A 16,666-nucleotide genomic window follows, 5' to 3' on the forward strand; every position below is an offset into this window, starting at 1 on the left:
GTCCAAAGTGAAGGCAATACTGAGCGTATAAAAACTGAGTGTATAGTAGCAGAATCAAAAGCCTAAACTAGAGAGGCCGCCACTAAGCTTGCCAAAATGTATGTTAATTCCAGTCACATTTATTTCGGTTGATGCTTTTTAATAAATGCGCTCGGATGTCCGTTTTGTTGTAATTTTTTTAGAGTCTTATTCGCCTCTACAATATTAGCGATGGGACCAATAAAGACTCTATTGATACTGTTTTTTTGTTCTACATAGCTTGGTTGCTGGTACTCACTACTTAATTGCTTTGACAGCTTTTGCGAGTTGCTAGCGCTCCCTAGACTGGCAACTTGTATGGTATAGCTAGGGTGAGCGCCCTGTTTTGCCTTATTACCTTTAGGCTGAGTAGAAATAAACGCAATTTCCACATTCGCGACACCACTCTTAATTACTCCAAGTTTAGTCGCTGCTGCATAACTAAGATCAATAATTCGGCCATCATGAAAAGGTCCTCGATCATTGACTCGAACAATTGCAGTTTTACCGTTATCTAAATTGGTGACTTTAACGTAACTGGGTATAGGCAAATTTTTATGTGCTGCACTCATTGAGTACATGTCATAGGTTTCGCCATTTGAGGTTAAATGGCCATGGAATTTCTTGCCATACCACGAGGCTTTGCCTCTCTCTTTAAAACCGTCAGGACTATGTATCACAGAATAGGATTTGCCACGTACGGTGTAATCTTTGTTTCCACCTAAGCTATAGGGTTCATAGCGAGGTGTAGCGTCCTCTATATGCTGCAAAGATATAGGCGAATCAGGGGGAACGTCTTGTGATAGGGCGTAGCGATCCTTACCTGAACAACCAAAAAGTAGGGTTAGGCTAATGCCTAAAATAAGTATTTTAAGTTTGTGCATTAGTTCGCCTTTGAGAGCATTTTTCTATGAGTTTGTATGGACATTAATATACCGAATCCCGCCATTAGGGTAACCATGGAGGTACCGCCATAGCTGATCAGTGGTAGGGGAACCCCCACTACGGGTAAAATGCCACTTACCATGCCGATGTTAACAAAAATATAAACAAAGAAGCTAAGGACAATACTGCCTGCCATCATGCGACCAAATGCGCTTTGGGCTTGACTGGCAAGGTACAACCCTCGACCAATAATAAATAAATAAACAGATAGCAGTAAACAGACGCCAATTAACCCCCATTCTTCAGCAATAACTGCAAAAATGAAATCCGTATGACGCTCGGGAACAAACTCCAGTTGCGATTGAGTCCCATGGAGCCAACCTTTACCCATTAAGCCACCTGAACCTATGGCGATTTTACTTTGGATAATATGGTAGCCTGCGCCCAATGGATCGGACTCTGGATTAAATAAGGTTCTTACGCGCACTTTTTGATACTCACGCATTAAGAAGAACCATAAAATAGGGACAAACGCCCCAACGGCTATCGCCGCGGAGAAAATGATTTTCCAGCTGATACCGGCTAAGAAAATCACAAAAATGCCAGAAGCTGCAATTAAGATAGAAGTTCCGAGATCCGGTTGTTTGGCAATTAAAATAGTGGGTAACATTACCAGTAGCAATGAGGTTACTAATACTCGAAAGCTGGGAGGCAACGGGCGATTACCAATATAGCGTGCCACCATTAATGGCACAGCGAGCTTCATTAATTCCGAGGGTTGAAAGCGCACAATACCTAAGTTTAGCCAACGTTGCGCCCCTTTTGATGCTTCACCAAAAAACAACACTCCCAGTAATAGCACAAGACCTGTGGTAAATAAGAGCGGGGCAAGAGACTCATAAGTTCTAGGAGTGATTTGCGCCATGAGCACCATAATCGTCAGCGCTAACACCATACGCATCATTTGACGTTCCATCATCGCTAGGTTTTGTCCGCTAGCACTGTACATGATCACTAATGCGCACCCCATAAGGATGAGAAGCCCTAAAATTAAGGGAAGGTCGAGGTGCATCCGCTCGAACAGCGAGCGGTTCTTGCCTGTTTCAGGATCTAGTTTCATTTTTCAGGCTCAATATAGTCATAGTTTTTATCTAATAAAATATGGTCAAAGATCTGTCTGACCACCGGTGCCCCATGGCTTGAGCCGCCCCCTGCATTTTCCAGTACTATGGTGACGATCACTCTTGGATCGTCATAAGGTGCGAACCCTGTAAATAGAGCGTGATCGCGAAGGTGCTCGGCAATTTCATCAGCATTGTATTTTTGGTCTTCAGCAAGGCCAAATACTTGTGCTGTACCTGATTTACCGGCACTTTTGTATTTTAACCCAGCAAAAGCATGGCGTGCTGTGCCTCGTTTACCATGGTTAACCAGATACATACCGTGTTTTGCAATGGTCCAAAACTCTTTTTTGACACCGGTAATCGGAGGGTAAAGCTCCGGTTGCTTTAACTCTTCTACAGTGCGTTTATCGTCAAGGGTTTTGATGGTTGAATGCAAAATTTGCGGAGCCATCACCTTACCGTTATTGACCAGTACAGAGGTGGCTTTAGCGATTTGCATTGGTGTGGCAGTCCAATAACCTTGACCTATACCTACAGGAATAGTATCCCCTTGATACCAAGGCGTTTTATGTCTGGCTCTTTTCCATTCGCGAGTGGGCATGTTCGCTTTACTTTCTTCATAGATATCAATACCGGTATAGTCGCCAAAACCAAATTCTTCCATCCATTTAGAGATGCGATCTATGCCTAAGTCAAAGGCCACTTGATAAAAGAAGGTATCAACAGATTCTTCGATGGCTTTATTGATATTAACCTTGCCATGTCCCCAACGTAACCAGTCTCTAAATGGACGGGTTTTGGAGTTAGGAATACGCCAATAACCGGGGTCATTACGGGTCGTTGTTGGCGTAATGACTTTTTCTTGTAATGCCGCTACTGCCATAAACGGTTTTACCGTAGAGGCGGGTGGGTAAATACCGAGTGTGGCACGATTTACCAGTGGGCGATTAATGTCGTTGAGAAGCGCTCGGTAATCCTTGCTGGAAATCCCATGGACAAATGAGTTTGGGTCGTAACTAGGGCTCGATACCATAGCCAGTACAGCATCGGTATGAGGCTCTAAAATGACGGCACTGCCACGACGTTTATCGAGGAGTTTAAATAGATAGCTCTGCAGATTGATATCAATATTGAGCACAATATCTTGTCCCGGGATGGGCGGTTGATATTTTAGGGTACGAATAATGCGCCCACGGCTGTTAACTTCAACTTCTTGATAGCCTGGTTTGCCATGTAAAACATCTTCATAATAGCGTTCAATACCAAGCTTACCGATATCGTGGGTTGCTTGATAATCTTTAATTTTCTCTTCGCGAGCCAAACGTCGTAAGTCGCGATCATTGATGCGAGAGACATAGCCTAGTACATGGGTGAGAATTTCCCCATAAGGGTAATAACGTTTGAGTGTGGCTTTGACTTCTACCCCAGGAAATTCATGCTGATGAACAGAGAATATGGCCACTTGCTGCTCGGAAAGTTGATTAAGCAGAGGAACAGACTTGAAGCGTCGGGTATGTTTTCGGTCTCGTTTAAAGCGTGCATACGCATCATCAGAGATGGGGAATAGCGCTTTTAATCGAGTGATAGTTTCATCGAGATTCCCCACTCTTTCAGGGGTGATTTCCAGAGAAAATACAGGTCTGTTTTCCGCTAACACCACCCCGTGTCTATCGTAGATCAGACCACGGTTGGGCGCGATGGGAACCACTTTAATTCGGTTGTCGTTGGAGCGAGTTTGATAGTCTTTAAACTGATTGACCTGAATATGGTAAAGGTTACTAATGAGAACCGCCATCAGTATTAGGATACCGATGAAAGCAACTAAAGCCCGACTTCCAAAAAGTCGAGCTTCAAATTTATGGTCTCTAAAGTGAGAGCGCTTACGCATCATGCTTGATTACTCACGATGGTAGGGATGGTTAGCGTTTACGCTCCAGGCGCGATACAGGCTTTCTGCCATTACTACCCGCACTAATGGGTGAGGGAGAGTAAGAGGGGAGAGAGACCAGCTTTGTTCCGCTGCCGCTTTACATGCAGGGGCTAACCCTTCAGGGCCTCCGATAAGAATAGACACATCCCGTGCATCGAGCTTCCATCGTTCCATCTGTTTTGCCAATTGCGGCGTATCCCAAGGCTTGCCCGGAATATCTAAAGTGACAATGCGGTTTCCTTTCGGTATGGCTGCAAGCATCGCTTCGCCTTCTTTTTGTAAGATGCGCGCAATGTCGGCATTTTTACCTCGTTTACCTGCGGTTATCTCTATAAGTTCCAGCGGCATATCGTTTGGAAAGCGACGCTTGTACTCATTAAAACCTTCTTCTACCCATTTTGGCATTTTAGTGCCAACGGCAACGAGTTGGATTTTCACAGATTAACCCCAGAGTTTTTCAAGTTGATAAAGCTCACGCTGTTGTTCTTGCATGATATGAACCATAGTGGACCCCATATCTACGACAACCCATTCCCCTTCAAGTTCACCATCCATACCTAGCGGTTCGACGCCCACTTTTTTTGCTTCAATTGCAATATGTTGTGCAATGGATGAAACATGACGTTTAGAGGTACCTGTGCACACTAGCATATAGTCAGTTACGCTAGATTTGCCTTGCACATCTATAGTGACTATTTCTAGTGCTTTAAGATCGTCTGCCTTATCGGCTAAAAAGTTTTTCAATGCCTCGCCTTGCAATGGCGGCTCCTTATTAATGTTGAATGTATGAAAAGTATATAAGTGTCACACCATTTATGGGTGTTTTTGTATGCTCATATCTAACGTGAGTTGAGTCAGTATGGGCCAGACACTGTTGTCATAATCTGTTTTAGCCGTATGTTCTGCATTGGCTAAAGTACACACCATTGCATACAAGGCTTGGGGTGTATGACGATTGAGTGCGGCTGTATATAGGGGACGTTTATTGTTCCATACCCTATATTGGTCAAAAATTTGCTGCAGGCTTTGCTGATGTAATGCCTGTTTATAGCTCATTAAAGTATTGAGCTCTTTTTGCAAGGTGCGAAGCAAGATAACCGCTTCAATGCCTTCGTTATGCAACTCGCGTAAAATACGTTGGCTACGCTTAGCTTTGCCTGCCAGCATGGCATCAATCCAGTTAAATGCCGTAAAGTGGTTATGCCTGCTGAGTGCTGATTCTATACGAACTAGGGTAAGAACTCCGTCAGGATAGAGTAAACAAAGTTTTTCTAGGCTTTGCGTTAAAGCCAGAAGGTTGCCTTCATGCCACTGGGCTAACATTTGTACGGCTTCAGAGTCAGGCTTAAGGCCCATTTGATTACAACGTTGCATCACAAACTGAGGTAGACGCTGCGCATCTGGTGTGAGGCAGCTTACCCAGAGCCCATGACTCTCTAACGCTTTGAACCATTTGGCATTTTCTTGAGATTTGGTGAGTTTACTGCCTTGCACAAGTAAAATAACATCTGGGTTCAGCATTTGCTGTACGCTGAGTAACTGTTTACTAATGGCTTGGTTGACCCCCGACTCAGGGAGTTCGAGCTCTATAATTTTTTTCTCTGCGAACAAGCTCATGGCGTTGCAGGCATCAAAAATTTCGTTCCAATCGGTTTGAGTTGTGATGGCAAAGCGAAACACTTCACTAAAGCCATCCGCTTTAGCGCGTTGCTCTATGTGCGTTCGTGACTCTTGAATTAAGAGCGGTTCACCACCAAACAGCAGGTACACAGGGTGTAACTGACGCTGTAATATGTTAACCAACTTATCGGCAAAGGTACGCATGATGACTCTCTACTCGGCGGTGGTCTTTGTTGCTTGGGGTGAGTTGGCCTCATCACTGTTGCTTTCAGTGGTGCTGGGTGACGAATCGGTTGTACTTGTCTCTGCGTCAATTGCTGTGGAGTCTTCTGATTGCATATCAATGGTGATAGTGTCCGCCTTAGGCTGAATGGGCGCGATCATCATGCCATTATCATCAACGTCTAATCCCGGGATAGAGCCTACCTCATGATTGTCAATGTTATTGCGTAGGCGCGCCAGTTGTCGAATGAGTTGGCGAGAGGCTTGCTTGCGCATTTCGTTTTCTAGCATGTCTTGCTCAACGGATTTCGCTAACGCGGTCAATGGGTTATCAAGATAGCTACGACTCACTTGGGTGGTAAAAGTATTGGTGCCTATGTTCGGTACTACCACACGGTATTTCACCACCAACTTAATCTCTTTTTCTGCCGCGCGACTGTTTTGATAAAGCGATAAGGTACGGTCGCTGAGCGTTTCAGAAATTAAATGAATGTTGGTGATATTAGCCGCCGGCGTCACGATATTAATACCGTTATTTCTTAGCTCAGTTTTCACATCTCGAGTGAGTTGTGAGTAATCATCGTAACTGGACAGTGACATAGCATCCACTTCTTCAGGGACGAGGTAACTGCCCCGTAAGTGAAAACCACAGCCACTTAACAATGACGCGATAAGTAGAGCAAAAGCTAGACGTAAATGGGGAAGGCGTGCAATTTGAATCAACAGAATACTCTCTTAAGGAAGTTCGGCTTTTATCGTGCTTCTCTAGTATAGAAGAGCAGGATAAAAAACGAAAAGAGAGGGCTAGTCACTAGCCCTCAATATTAAGCGTAGATTAGTTTGCTACAATATTCAGTAGCTTACCAGGTACGTAGATCACTTTACGCACAGTTTTATCTTCGATGAACTTAACAACGTTCTCATCGTTTAGACCCAGTTCTTCAACTTGCTCTTTAGAAGCGTCGGCCGCTACGGTGAGTTTGGCACGAAGTTTACCGTTCACTTGTACAACGATTGTTTTTTCGTCTTCAACTAGTGCTTTTTCATCAAACGTTGGCCATGTTGCAAAATCAATGTTTGATTCACCTAATGCTACCCACATTTCGTGAGAGATATGTGGCGTCATAGGGTAAAGCATACGAACAACCGCTTTTAGTGCTTCATCAAGGATAGCGCGATCTTGCGCTGACTCTTGAGAGGCTTTAGCCAGTTTGTTCATTAACTCCATGATAGCCGCGATGGCGGTGTTGAAGGTTTGGCGACGGCCAATATCATCGGTAACTTTGGCGATAGTCTTGTGAACATCACGGCGAAGTGCTTTTTGGTTGCCAGATAAAGCCGCAGTATCAACAGTCTCTGCAGCACCTTGTGATGAGTGAGTATGAACCAGTTTCCAAACACGTTTTAGGAAGCGGTTAGCCCCTTCAACGCCAGACTCTTGCCATTCCAAGGTCATATCGGCAGGGGAGGCAAACATCATAAATAGGCGAACAGTGTCAGCGCCGTACTTATTAACCATTTCTTGTGGGTCAATACCGTTGTTCTTAGACTTAGACATTTTGATCATGCCTGAGTGTTCAACGTTACGGCCTTGGGTATCTACCGCTTTTTCAATGCGGCCTTTGCCATCACGCTCTACAGTAACGTCTGTAGGTGCAATCCACTCTTTTGTGCCTTTATCGTTCGTGTGATAGAAGGCATCAGCCAATACCATACCTTGACAAAGTAGTTGTTTAAACGGTTCATCAGAGGTGACGTAACCGGCATCACGCAATAATTTGTGGAAGAAGCGAGAGTACAATAGGTGCATACAAGCATGCTCGATACCCCCTACGTATTGATCCACTGGTAACCAGTAGTTGGCTTTTTCAGGATCAAGGATGTCGTCTGCTTGTGGTGAACAGTAACGTGCGTAGTACCAAGATGATTCCATGAAGGTATCAAAGGTATCTGTTTCGCGCAGTGCTGGTTCTCCGTTAAAGGTGGTTTTTGCCCACTCTTTATCGGCTTTGATAGGGCTAGTCACGCCATCCATTACCACATCTTCTGGAAGAATAACCGGTAGTTGGTCAGCAGGCACAGGATGAACTTCACCGTCTTCTGTGGTCACCATTGGGATAGGTGCGCCCCAGTAACGTTGACGAGAGACGCCCCAGTCACGTAAGCGGAAGTTAACCGTCTTCTTACCTTTGCCTTCAGATTCTAGTTTTGCAGCAATGGCATCAAATGCCTCTTGGAACGCAAGACCATCAAACTCACCGGAATCAAAAAGCACGCCTTTTTCTGTGTAAGCGGCTTCAGATACGTCAAGCTCAGAGCCATCTGCCGGTTTGATAACAGGGATGATGTCGATGCCGTATTTAGTGGCAAACTCGTAGTCACGCTGATCGTGAGCAGGAACCGCCATTACCGCACCCGTGCCGTAATCCATTAATACAAAGTTGGCAACGAAAACAGGAACCACACGGCCATTGAGAGGGTGGATAGCCGTTAGGCCCGTATCCATACCTTTCTTTTCCATGGTAGCAAGTTCAGCTTCAGCTACTTTAGTGTTACGACATTCGTCGACAAAAGCGGCAAGGTCAGGGTTACTCTTCGAGGCTTTTTCAGCAAGAGGGTGACCTGCAGCGATACCAACGTAAGAAACACCCATTAGTGTATCTGGACGAGTGGTATAAACTTCTAAAGGCGCTTCTTCACCGTTAACCGCGAAAGAGAGTTCAACCCCTTCAGAGCGACCAATCCAGTTGCGTTGCATGGTTTTCACCATATCAGGCCAACCTTCAAGGTTGTCTAGATCATCCAGTAGCTCTTGAGCGTACTCAGTGATTTTAATGAACCATTGTGGGATTTTTTTCTGTTCTACAGGTGTATCACAACGCCAGCAGCAACCGTCTTCAACTTGTTCGTTAGCCAGAACAGTTTGGTCGTTTGGACACCAGTTAACAGAAGAGGTTTTCTTGTACACTAAGCCTTTTTGGTAAAGTTTAGTGAAGAACTCTTGTTCCCAGCGATAGTATTCAGGAGTACAAGTTGCAAATTCGCGATTCCAGTCATAACCAAAGCCTAATAGCTTAAGTTGGTTCTTCATGTACTCGATGTTTTCATAAGTCCATGGTGCAGGCGCAGTGTTGTTTTTAACCGCGGCGTTTTCTGCTGGCAGACCAAAAGCATCCCAACCAATTGGTTGCATCACGTTTTTGCCTTGCAGGCGTTGGAAACGAGACACGACATCACCAATGGTGTAGTTACGCACATGTCCCATGTGTAAGCGACCACTTGGGTACGGGAACATAGAAAGACAGTAGAATTTTTCTTTGTTTGGATCTTCACTTACAACAAAGGTTTTATTGCTGTCCCAGTGCTTTTGAACTTTCTGTTCAATATCTTGCGGGTTGTATTGTTCTTGCATCGACGCTATCCGTTTTCTAGGAAACCATGAGACTGATAAAATCAGTTCATAAGAGATCCGCTTAGAATACCTAATGCAGAGAAAAGCAACAACCACAAAGCTAGCTTTAAGCAAGGATATTTGCGTAATGTTAATGAAATACGTGGTGCAGTGGCTTAATTCATTACTTAACGTCAGGCATTAGGCATGCCCGTCATGGAGAAGGGGGGAGTGAATGCCCCAAGAAATACACGAGTAACACTTTGTATTTCAAAAGGGGCATCACTTATAGGTTAAAACTGAGTATCACTGTCTGTTTTATTGATGGCTGACTTAAACAACTTAAGAATGAGCACAAAAAACAACGGAGCAAAGTAAATAACCAAAATGGTGGCCGCTATCATACCACCCATAACGGATGTACCTATGGCGTTACGCGCGTTCGCTCCGGCTCCAGTACTGATAACTAAGGGGAGCACCCCTAATATAAATGTTAGGGATGTCATCAAGATTGGGCGTAAACGCATTTCACACGCTTTGATGGTTGCATCCAGTAAGCTTGCCCCTTTTTCATAAAGCTCTTTGGCAAACTCCACGATAAGAATCGCATTTTTTGCTGTCAGACCCACGGTGGTGAGCACGCCAACTTGGAAGTAAACATCGTTTTCTATCCCTCTTAGCATGATTGCTGCTAGAGCCCCTAGAATACCCAGTGGTACGACTAAAATGATTGAAATAGGGATTGTCCAGCTTTCATATAGCGCTGCTAAACAAAGGAAAACCATCAGTACAGAGATGCCGTACAAAATAGGCGCTTGGTTACCTGCTTCCTGCTCTTGGTATGACATACCTGTCCAGCTGACTTGCACATTATTAGAGAGTTCTGCTGCCAGCCTTTCTACTTCAGCCATAGCTTCACCAGTACTAAAACCTGGAGCCGCTTCCCCTAAAATCTCAACGGCAGGATTACCATTATAACGAATTAATTGCGGTGAGCCTTTCCCCCAATGAGATGAACTAAATGCAGAAAGTGGCACCATTTCTTGTTTGTTATTACGCACAAACCAATGGTTCAGATCCTCTGGCGTCATGCGGTATTGAGCGTCCGCTTGAATATAGACCTTTTTAGAACGTCCACGGTCAATAAAGTCATTCACATAAGATGAGGCCCAAGCAATGGATAATGATTGGTTAATATCGGAGATTTGAATGCCTAATGTTTTGGCTTTTTCGTAGTCGATATCAAGGAATAGCTGAGCATTGTCCTCTAAACCATTGGGTCTTACTTTGGCTAGTACTGGGCTTTGGGCTATTTTCCCTAGTAGTTGATTACGAGTTTTAATCAGTTCGTCGTGACCAATATTACCCGTATCTTCGAGGTAAAAATCAAACCCGGAAGCTTGTCCCAATTCACGAATAGCTGGACTAGAGAAGGCAAATACCGCAGCCTTTTTATACGTTGAAAAATGCATCATGGCGCGCTGGATTATAGAGTTAACATCAGTGCCCGGTGCGGTTCTTTCAGACCAGTCTTTTAGATTAACGAACCCGATACCTGCGTTTTGCCCTTTACCTGCAAAGTTAAAGCCGGCAACGGTAAAAATGGCCTTTACGTTATCGGGTTCATTTTCATCAAAATAGGTTTTGATGTCGCTCATGACTTCATTGGTTTCGCGTAGAGTTGAACCTGTGGGTGCTTGTACCATCATAATAAAATCACCTTGGTCTTCACTTGGTAAGAAAGAGCTAGGTAATATGTTGTATAAGTAAGCCGCACAAGCTAATAACAAGCAATAGCACACTATGAAGCGAATGGGACGCAAGAGTACATGATGTACAGTAGAGCGGTATTTGGTCGACAACTTATCAAATAAGCTATTGAATACTTGGAATGGTTTAAAGCTAGGTGCTTTATTGGTTGGTTTAAGTAAAGTGGCACAAAGTACCGGTGTGAGCACTAGAGCGACTAATACAGACAATACCATTGCCGATACAATAGTGAGAGAGAACTGCTGATAGATAACACCGGTGGACCCTGACATAAATGCCATTGGGATTAATACCACCGCTAACACCATTGTAATACCAATTAAGGCACTGGTAATTTGTGTCATGGATTTCTTGGTAGCTTCAAGAGGAGACAGGTTATCCTCATGCATGATCCGCTCAACGTTCTCTACGACGACAATGGCGTCATCCACGAGCAAACCGATAGCCAATACTAAACCAAACATGGTTAAGGTATTAATGGAAAACCCGAGAATGGCCATAATGCCAAATGTTCCCAGCAGTACCACAGGAATGGCGATAGTGGGTATTAGCGTGGCACGTAAATTTTGCAAAAACAGCAGAATAACAAGAAATACTAGTACGATAGCTTCAAATAGCGTCTTAACCACTTCAGAGATGGAAAGGCGAATGAACTCATTACTATCAACGGCTTTAGCCAGTACTAATCCTTCCGGAAATCCTTTAGACAGCTGAGCCAGTTTTGCATCAACGGCCTCCTGAGTCTCTAGTGAGTTAGCACCAGAAGCTAAAGTGATGGCAATACCTGAAGAGTCGTAACCATTGAAGCGAGGGATAACACTTGAATCCTGGCTTCCTAGTTCAACACGCGCCACATCTTTTAATCGAACTTGAGAGCCATCTTCATTAACCTTAATGAGGATGTTTTTAAACTCATCCACTGTGGTTAATAAGCTTTGCGCGGTAATAGTGGCATTAATTAGTTGAGTGTCTGTGGCAGGCGCTCCACCAAGTTGTCCAACGGTTACTTGGCTGTTTTGTACCGATACGGCGTTAGAAATATCGACAGGAGTGAGACCATAACTGTATAGCTTGGCTGGGTCCAACCAAATTCTCATTGCGTAAGAGGGACCAAAAATAGTCACATCACCCACACCATTAACGCGGCTGATAATGTCCTTGATATTGGAGTTGGCGTAATCTTGAATATCGGCAGCACTCATACTGCCATCAGGAGAATAAATGTTGGTCACTGACATAAAGCCTGAGGTACTTTTCTTCACCGAAGTCCCTAAGCTTTGCACAATGATAGGCAGGCGGTTGGTAGCTTGCTGTAAGTTATTTTGTACCTGTACTTGAGCAATATCTGGATCGGTATCAGCACTGAAAGTCAGAGTAATAGAGGCATTGCCCGCAGAGTCACTGCGTGAGGACATATACAGCAGATTATCTATTCCCGTCATACTCTGTTCAATAACTTGAGTGACGCTGTCTTCAATGGTTTTGGCCGATGCACCAGGGTATGACGCCGAAATAGTGATCGCTGGTGGCGCAATGGTAGGGTATTGCGCTACGGGTAAATTCAAAATCGCCGTTAAACCGCTAATCATGATAATGATGGCAATTACCCAAGCAAAAATGGGTCTACTTAGAAAGAAACGAGACATAATTAATCCTGAGCTGTTGAGTTAGATTGTGTATCGCTATCGATAATGACGGATAAATTTGCTCTTATATTTGTTAGGTTGTTGAGTATGACTTTATCACCTGCTTTAAGCCCTTCTTTTACAACCCAGCCATTAGCGACTTCGTTACCCAGTACAACCGTGTGTTTCTGAGTTTTATTGTCTTCACTGACAACAAAAACAGAAGGCTCACCTGACTGACTTCTTACGACAGAAGATTGTGGTATAACGAGATAATCACGAGCTTCAGGCATCGCAATTTCAGCTCGAACATACATGCCTGCTAATAGGGTATTATCTGGATTAGGAGCAATGGCGCGCAACGTTACTGTACCCGTCGAGCCTTCAACTAACGTGCCAACAAATTGCAATTGACCTTGTTTATCATAAACAGAGCCGTCTTCTAGCTTAATAGACACTGGAACGGTGGCTTTTTTATTGACCGCACTTTTAAATTCTTGTTGAAGTTTATATAGCTCAACAGAAGATTGCTTCATATCCACATAGACATTATCTGTTTGAATAATCGTCGTCAGATAATCCCCTTGACCTGCGGTTAATAACGAGCCCTCTGAAACCTTAGAGAAACCAACTTGCCCTGATATTGGCGCTTTAATCTTGGTATAAGAGAGTTCGATATTGGCATAGTCCAAATCAGCTTGGCGAATTGCAACTTCTGCTTTTGCCTGCAAATAGGTGGAATTTGCTTCATCATAACTTTGTTGGCTGGTGAGTTTTTTGTGTAATAAATTGGTATAACGCTTAAGTTCTTTCTCTGCTATATCTTTGTTTGATTGAGCTTTTTTAAGCTGTGCTTGAGCGCTGTTTACGTTTGATTGATAAACAGTAGGATCAATTTGATACAGCACATCACCGGCCTTGACGTGGCTGCCTTCTAGATATAATCGATTTTGAATGATCCCTGTCACCTGAGGGCGAACTTCTGCTTTTTTAAATGCCACAACGCGACCGGGTAATTCAGTGCTTAATCTTAATCGTGTAGGCGCTATGGTGAGAGTATCAACATGAATGTTTTGTGGGGGTCTGTGTTCCATTCTTGGCTTTTCATTACATCCAGACATAACCAAAAGCAGTATAAAGACAAATGAAAATTTGAATGTTCTAGATAGAATCATATAAATCCCTTAAACAAAGTAAGATGTTAGCAATAAATTATAGGCACGATCATGGCAATGAAAGTAGTTAATCGGACCAACTTTCACAGGTCAGGCATTGCATTAAATAGCGCGATACGGGGGCGTTTAACTGCGATTACTGACCTCCACAACACCTAGGCTACTCATAATGAGAGGCTTATCGTTGGGCGGATTTGTTCGCGATGGCCTAAGCATCGGTTGTTTGAAATTGACTGGCGTATTAAGCAAATGCCGTAATTGAATAAAGGGCTCAGCTTTGCTAAAAGTACGACTTTATTCGCCAGCGATTACAATGACTTACTGTTGTGGATGGGTCAGTCACAATATGAGCTTTTATTGAAAGGAATGATGCGGTAACCAAAAGTGATAAAGCAATAATGTTATTCCAATTCATTTCATCAATGTCAGCATAAAAGTGTCACTTATTTAGTAGACCTATCCACTATGTCGCTAATTTACGGTCAGTTAGTAGATATGTCAACTTGTTTCATGTATAAGGAACTTAGTGAGTCGCCAGCAAAGCTCTTATAACTTATGAATGATAAACAACAGCACTACACAACTCGACCAAATAAGGATCGAACCTCCTTCGATAAAATGTTGGATGAGGTCTATCGTGATAAGAATAGATTGCTTTCCCACTTTTTGGATAAGTATTCTTTAGGCAACGGCCAGTTCCACATTTTAAATATGATTGCTTGGGATGAAGGCGCTTCTCAGGAGCGAATTGCGAGCCAGAGGAACATTGATAAATCGGCGATTGCAAAGTCGGTTAAGAAGCTGATTGACAATGGTTACATACATAAAGTGCGTGATGAGCAAGATAAGCGAGCTTTTCGTCTCTATTGCACGGAAAAAGGGAAGCAAGTGATTCCGGAAACGCGAAGAACCTTGCAGCAGCTTGAACAAATATTAACCAGTGGTTCAACCGTTGAGGAGTTAGACGTCTTTATACGAGTTATCCAGCGTATGAATAAAAATATCGAACACTTTCTCAGTGAAAAATAAGCGGGATTAGTTTGGACTTGACCTGTCAGTGCTAAAATCACGGTGCTATCAGACGACAGGTTACCCTAACTTGCTTCTGCCCGTGCGACCTGAAGTCGTATGAAGCGTTGTTCACCGCTTTATGAGTGAACCGACTGTATCACCAGACGACCCTAAACGTATGTTAGAGCAATTAGTAAGTTATTAATTGGTAAGTTGACGCCAAAGCTCCCCAAGATAACGTGCCACGTCAAAAAGTGATAACAGACCGGCTCGTTTCTATGTGACGGTGAAATAAGAAACTTGATATATATTCTTTAATTTTTAGTGGGTTATGGTAGGTTTGTTGTAATTTAGGCTGGTGGGAAAACGAGCCGGCCTGATATTAATAATGATACATCTCTCAAGGAAGTTATGAGCACTGATTCTAAAGAACCGCTGTATTACGCTAAACGTGAATTACGTATGGCTGAAAAAGCTATTGAACGTATGACACGAACTGAATCATTAGAAGATTTTGAAGATGAATGGAAAATATATTTAAACTCAATTGAAAAGGTATGGATTAAAGCTGAAAGAGCCTGTCAGCATGTACGCAATAGATTTGAACCTTGGCAAGGAACTTTTACCTCAGAGAGGAAGAAAGACGCATTGTTAAAGTATTTAAAACATGCAAGGAATGCAGATCAGCATTCAGTAGCAGAAACAATGGAAAAACAAGCTGCATCAAGTTCAATGTATATTGAAGGTGGTGCGGGTGTTACTCATATCGATAGATTGGTTATAAATAACGGCCAGATTCAAGAGTATAAAGGTAATAAGCCATTAATCATTGAAAATCTTCCTGAGCGACTTGAATTGCTAAAAGTTAAAGATAGAAATAAATGGTATAACCCACCCAAGTCCCATAAGAATATCAAACTAGCTTGGTCTTCACCAATTGATGTCGCAAACTTAGGCCTAAAATATTACAGAGATTTTCTCAAGAAGGCTGAGGAGAAGTTCTTTTAAACGAGATATAACAAGTTACTCAAAAGGGCAAATAACAGTTGGAGGCATTTTCAGTTCAAGTCGAGTTTTGGTGTTTACGATGCAATAGTTTAGGTGGAAGCGTTGCTCACTACTTAACGCGGCGTTGATACCGCAATTAATCATCTAACCTTTTCATGGCTTTACGGTAAACATCGCTACGTTCTCGTTTTCCGACTGCTAAGACGGTTACAGTGATGACATCATCTTCAACTTTGTAGACGAGACGGTAGCCCGATTGACGCAACTTAATTTTATACATATTGTCAGCTCCAGAAAGTTTTGAAGCCGGAACATGCGGGTTATCTAAGCGCTCGATTAGCTTTTTCTTAAATTGTTGTTGCAGAGTATAGCCAAGCTTTTGCCACTCTTTGAGTGCGCTCTTTTTAAAGTTGACTTTATAGGTCATCCATATTTACCGAAATGCTATCTTCTGATTCACGCTCTTTAGCGATAGCTAGTAGTTCAAGATCTTCGAGTCTATCCATCATCATTTCGTATGCTTCGGCTGGTACGCAATAAAATGCTGGCTCATTTCGGTTCAGTACAGCAACAGGTTCACCGTAAGCACTCGTTGCAACTTTCATAGGGTTAGCTTTCAACTCAGTAATACTTGCAGCTACATCGGCTAAAATTCTAGAGGTCATGTAATAGGTCTCTTAAGTAGTCTTTGTTTTGGTCATTTTAGCCTCAGCCAAGCGGTATAACAAGTTGCTTAAGAGTGATTCGCAACGCGTGGCATTTTTACTATGCGTTGGTTTATGTGTTTAAAGATGTCGTTGTGGTGCGATTAGCCTCCCCAGAAGTGTCATCTAAGCCTGAGTTTGATGTAGATATGCTAAAAGTCTTTAGTAAAATATCAAATGCGC

14 protein-coding genes are annotated in these 16,666 nt (G+C 43.2%); 2 read left to right on the forward strand and 12 right to left on the reverse strand.

Annotation, left to right across the window (positions count from 1 at the left end; genetic code table 11):
- Positions 1-119: 119 nt before the first annotated feature.
- The 10 genes from OCU56_RS03080 to OCU56_RS03125 form a co-directional block, all read right to left on the reverse strand.
- Positions 120-902 carry a septal ring lytic transglycosylase RlpA family protein gene (locus tag OCU56_RS03080; RefSeq protein WP_261874110.1) on the reverse strand — a complete coding sequence of 261 codons (783 nt, stop codon included), beginning with the start codon at positions 900-902 and terminating at the stop codon, positions 120-122.
- On the reverse strand, positions 902-2,023 hold the full coding sequence (rodA, locus tag OCU56_RS03085; protein WP_261874111.1) for a rod shape-determining protein RodA: 1,122 nt from the start codon (positions 2,021-2,023) through the stop codon (positions 902-904). Before rodA ends, OCU56_RS03080 begins: the two co-directional genes overlap by 1 nt.
- The gene (gene mrdA, locus OCU56_RS03090; RefSeq protein WP_261874112.1) at positions 2,020-3,918 is read right to left on the reverse strand and encodes a penicillin-binding protein 2; all 1,899 of its coding nucleotides are present in this window, start codon (positions 3,916-3,918) and stop codon (positions 2,020-2,022) included. The genes rodA and mrdA overlap by 4 nt, the downstream gene beginning before the upstream one ends.
- Positions 3,919-3,924: 6 nt before the next feature.
- The gene (rlmH, locus tag OCU56_RS03095; RefSeq protein ID WP_261874113.1) at positions 3,925-4,395 is read right to left on the reverse strand and encodes a 23S rRNA (pseudouridine(1915)-N(3))-methyltransferase RlmH; all 471 of its coding nucleotides are present in this window, start codon (positions 4,393-4,395) and stop codon (positions 3,925-3,927) included.
- 3 nt (positions 4,396-4,398) lie between these two features.
- The gene (gene rsfS / locus OCU56_RS03100; protein WP_261874114.1) at positions 4,399-4,716 is read right to left on the reverse strand and encodes a ribosome silencing factor; all 318 of its coding nucleotides are present in this window, start codon (positions 4,714-4,716) and stop codon (positions 4,399-4,401) included.
- Positions 4,717-4,770: 54 nt separating this feature from the next.
- A complete protein-coding gene (gene holA / locus OCU56_RS03105; RefSeq protein WP_261874115.1) occupies positions 4,771-5,781 on the reverse strand; it encodes a DNA polymerase III subunit delta in 1,011 nt (336 codons plus the stop codon).
- Between the two features lie 9 nt (positions 5,782-5,790).
- Entirely contained in the window at positions 5,791-6,519 is a 729-nt protein-coding gene (locus OCU56_RS03110) for an LPS-assembly lipoprotein LptE (protein ID WP_390904860.1), read from the reverse strand.
- Between the two features lie 115 nt (positions 6,520-6,634).
- Positions 6,635-9,211 (reverse strand): leucine--tRNA ligase, encoded by a 2,577-nt coding sequence (gene leuS, locus OCU56_RS03115; protein ID WP_261874117.1) that lies wholly within the window; start codon positions 9,209-9,211, stop codon positions 6,635-6,637.
- A 272-nt stretch (positions 9,212-9,483) separates the two neighbouring features.
- A complete protein-coding gene (locus OCU56_RS03120; RefSeq protein ID WP_261874118.1) occupies positions 9,484-12,606 on the reverse strand; it encodes an efflux RND transporter permease subunit in 3,123 nt (1,040 codons plus the stop codon).
- Between the two features lie 2 nt (positions 12,607-12,608).
- Positions 12,609-13,760 carry an efflux RND transporter periplasmic adaptor subunit gene (locus OCU56_RS03125; RefSeq protein ID WP_390904850.1) on the reverse strand — a complete coding sequence of 384 codons (1,152 nt, stop codon included), beginning with the start codon at positions 13,758-13,760 and terminating at the stop codon, positions 12,609-12,611.
- Positions 13,761-14,315: 555 nt separating this feature from the next.
- On the opposite strand from OCU56_RS03125, the gene OCU56_RS03130 reads away from it, so the two are divergent.
- Both OCU56_RS03130 and OCU56_RS03135 read left to right on the forward strand, forming a co-directional pair.
- Positions 14,316-14,789: a MarR family winged helix-turn-helix transcriptional regulator gene (locus OCU56_RS03130; protein WP_261874120.1), complete on the forward strand. Its 474-nt coding sequence runs from the start codon at positions 14,316-14,318 to the stop codon at positions 14,787-14,789.
- A gap of 393 nt (positions 14,790-15,182) precedes the next feature.
- Positions 15,183-15,779, forward strand: coding sequence for a hypothetical protein (locus OCU56_RS03135; protein WP_261874121.1), 597 nt, complete (start codon positions 15,183-15,185; stop codon positions 15,777-15,779).
- Positions 15,780-15,915: 136 nt separating this feature from the next.
- Here OCU56_RS03135 and OCU56_RS03140 read toward each other — a convergent pair whose 3' ends face one another.
- Both OCU56_RS03140 and OCU56_RS03145 read right to left on the reverse strand, forming a co-directional pair.
- Positions 15,916-16,206 carry a type II toxin-antitoxin system RelE family toxin gene (locus tag OCU56_RS03140; RefSeq protein WP_261874122.1) on the reverse strand — a complete coding sequence of 97 codons (291 nt, stop codon included), beginning with the start codon at positions 16,204-16,206 and terminating at the stop codon, positions 15,916-15,918.
- Positions 16,196-16,444 (reverse strand): type II toxin-antitoxin system Phd/YefM family antitoxin, encoded by a 249-nt coding sequence (locus OCU56_RS03145; RefSeq protein ID WP_261874123.1) that lies wholly within the window; start codon positions 16,442-16,444, stop codon positions 16,196-16,198. The genes OCU56_RS03140 and OCU56_RS03145 overlap by 11 nt, the downstream gene beginning before the upstream one ends.
- Positions 16,445-16,666 lie beyond the last annotated feature (222 nt).

This window comes from Vibrio rarus (assembly GCF_024347075.1).
GTDB classification, from domain to species: domain Bacteria; phylum Pseudomonadota; class Gammaproteobacteria; order Enterobacterales; family Vibrionaceae; genus Vibrio; species Vibrio rarus.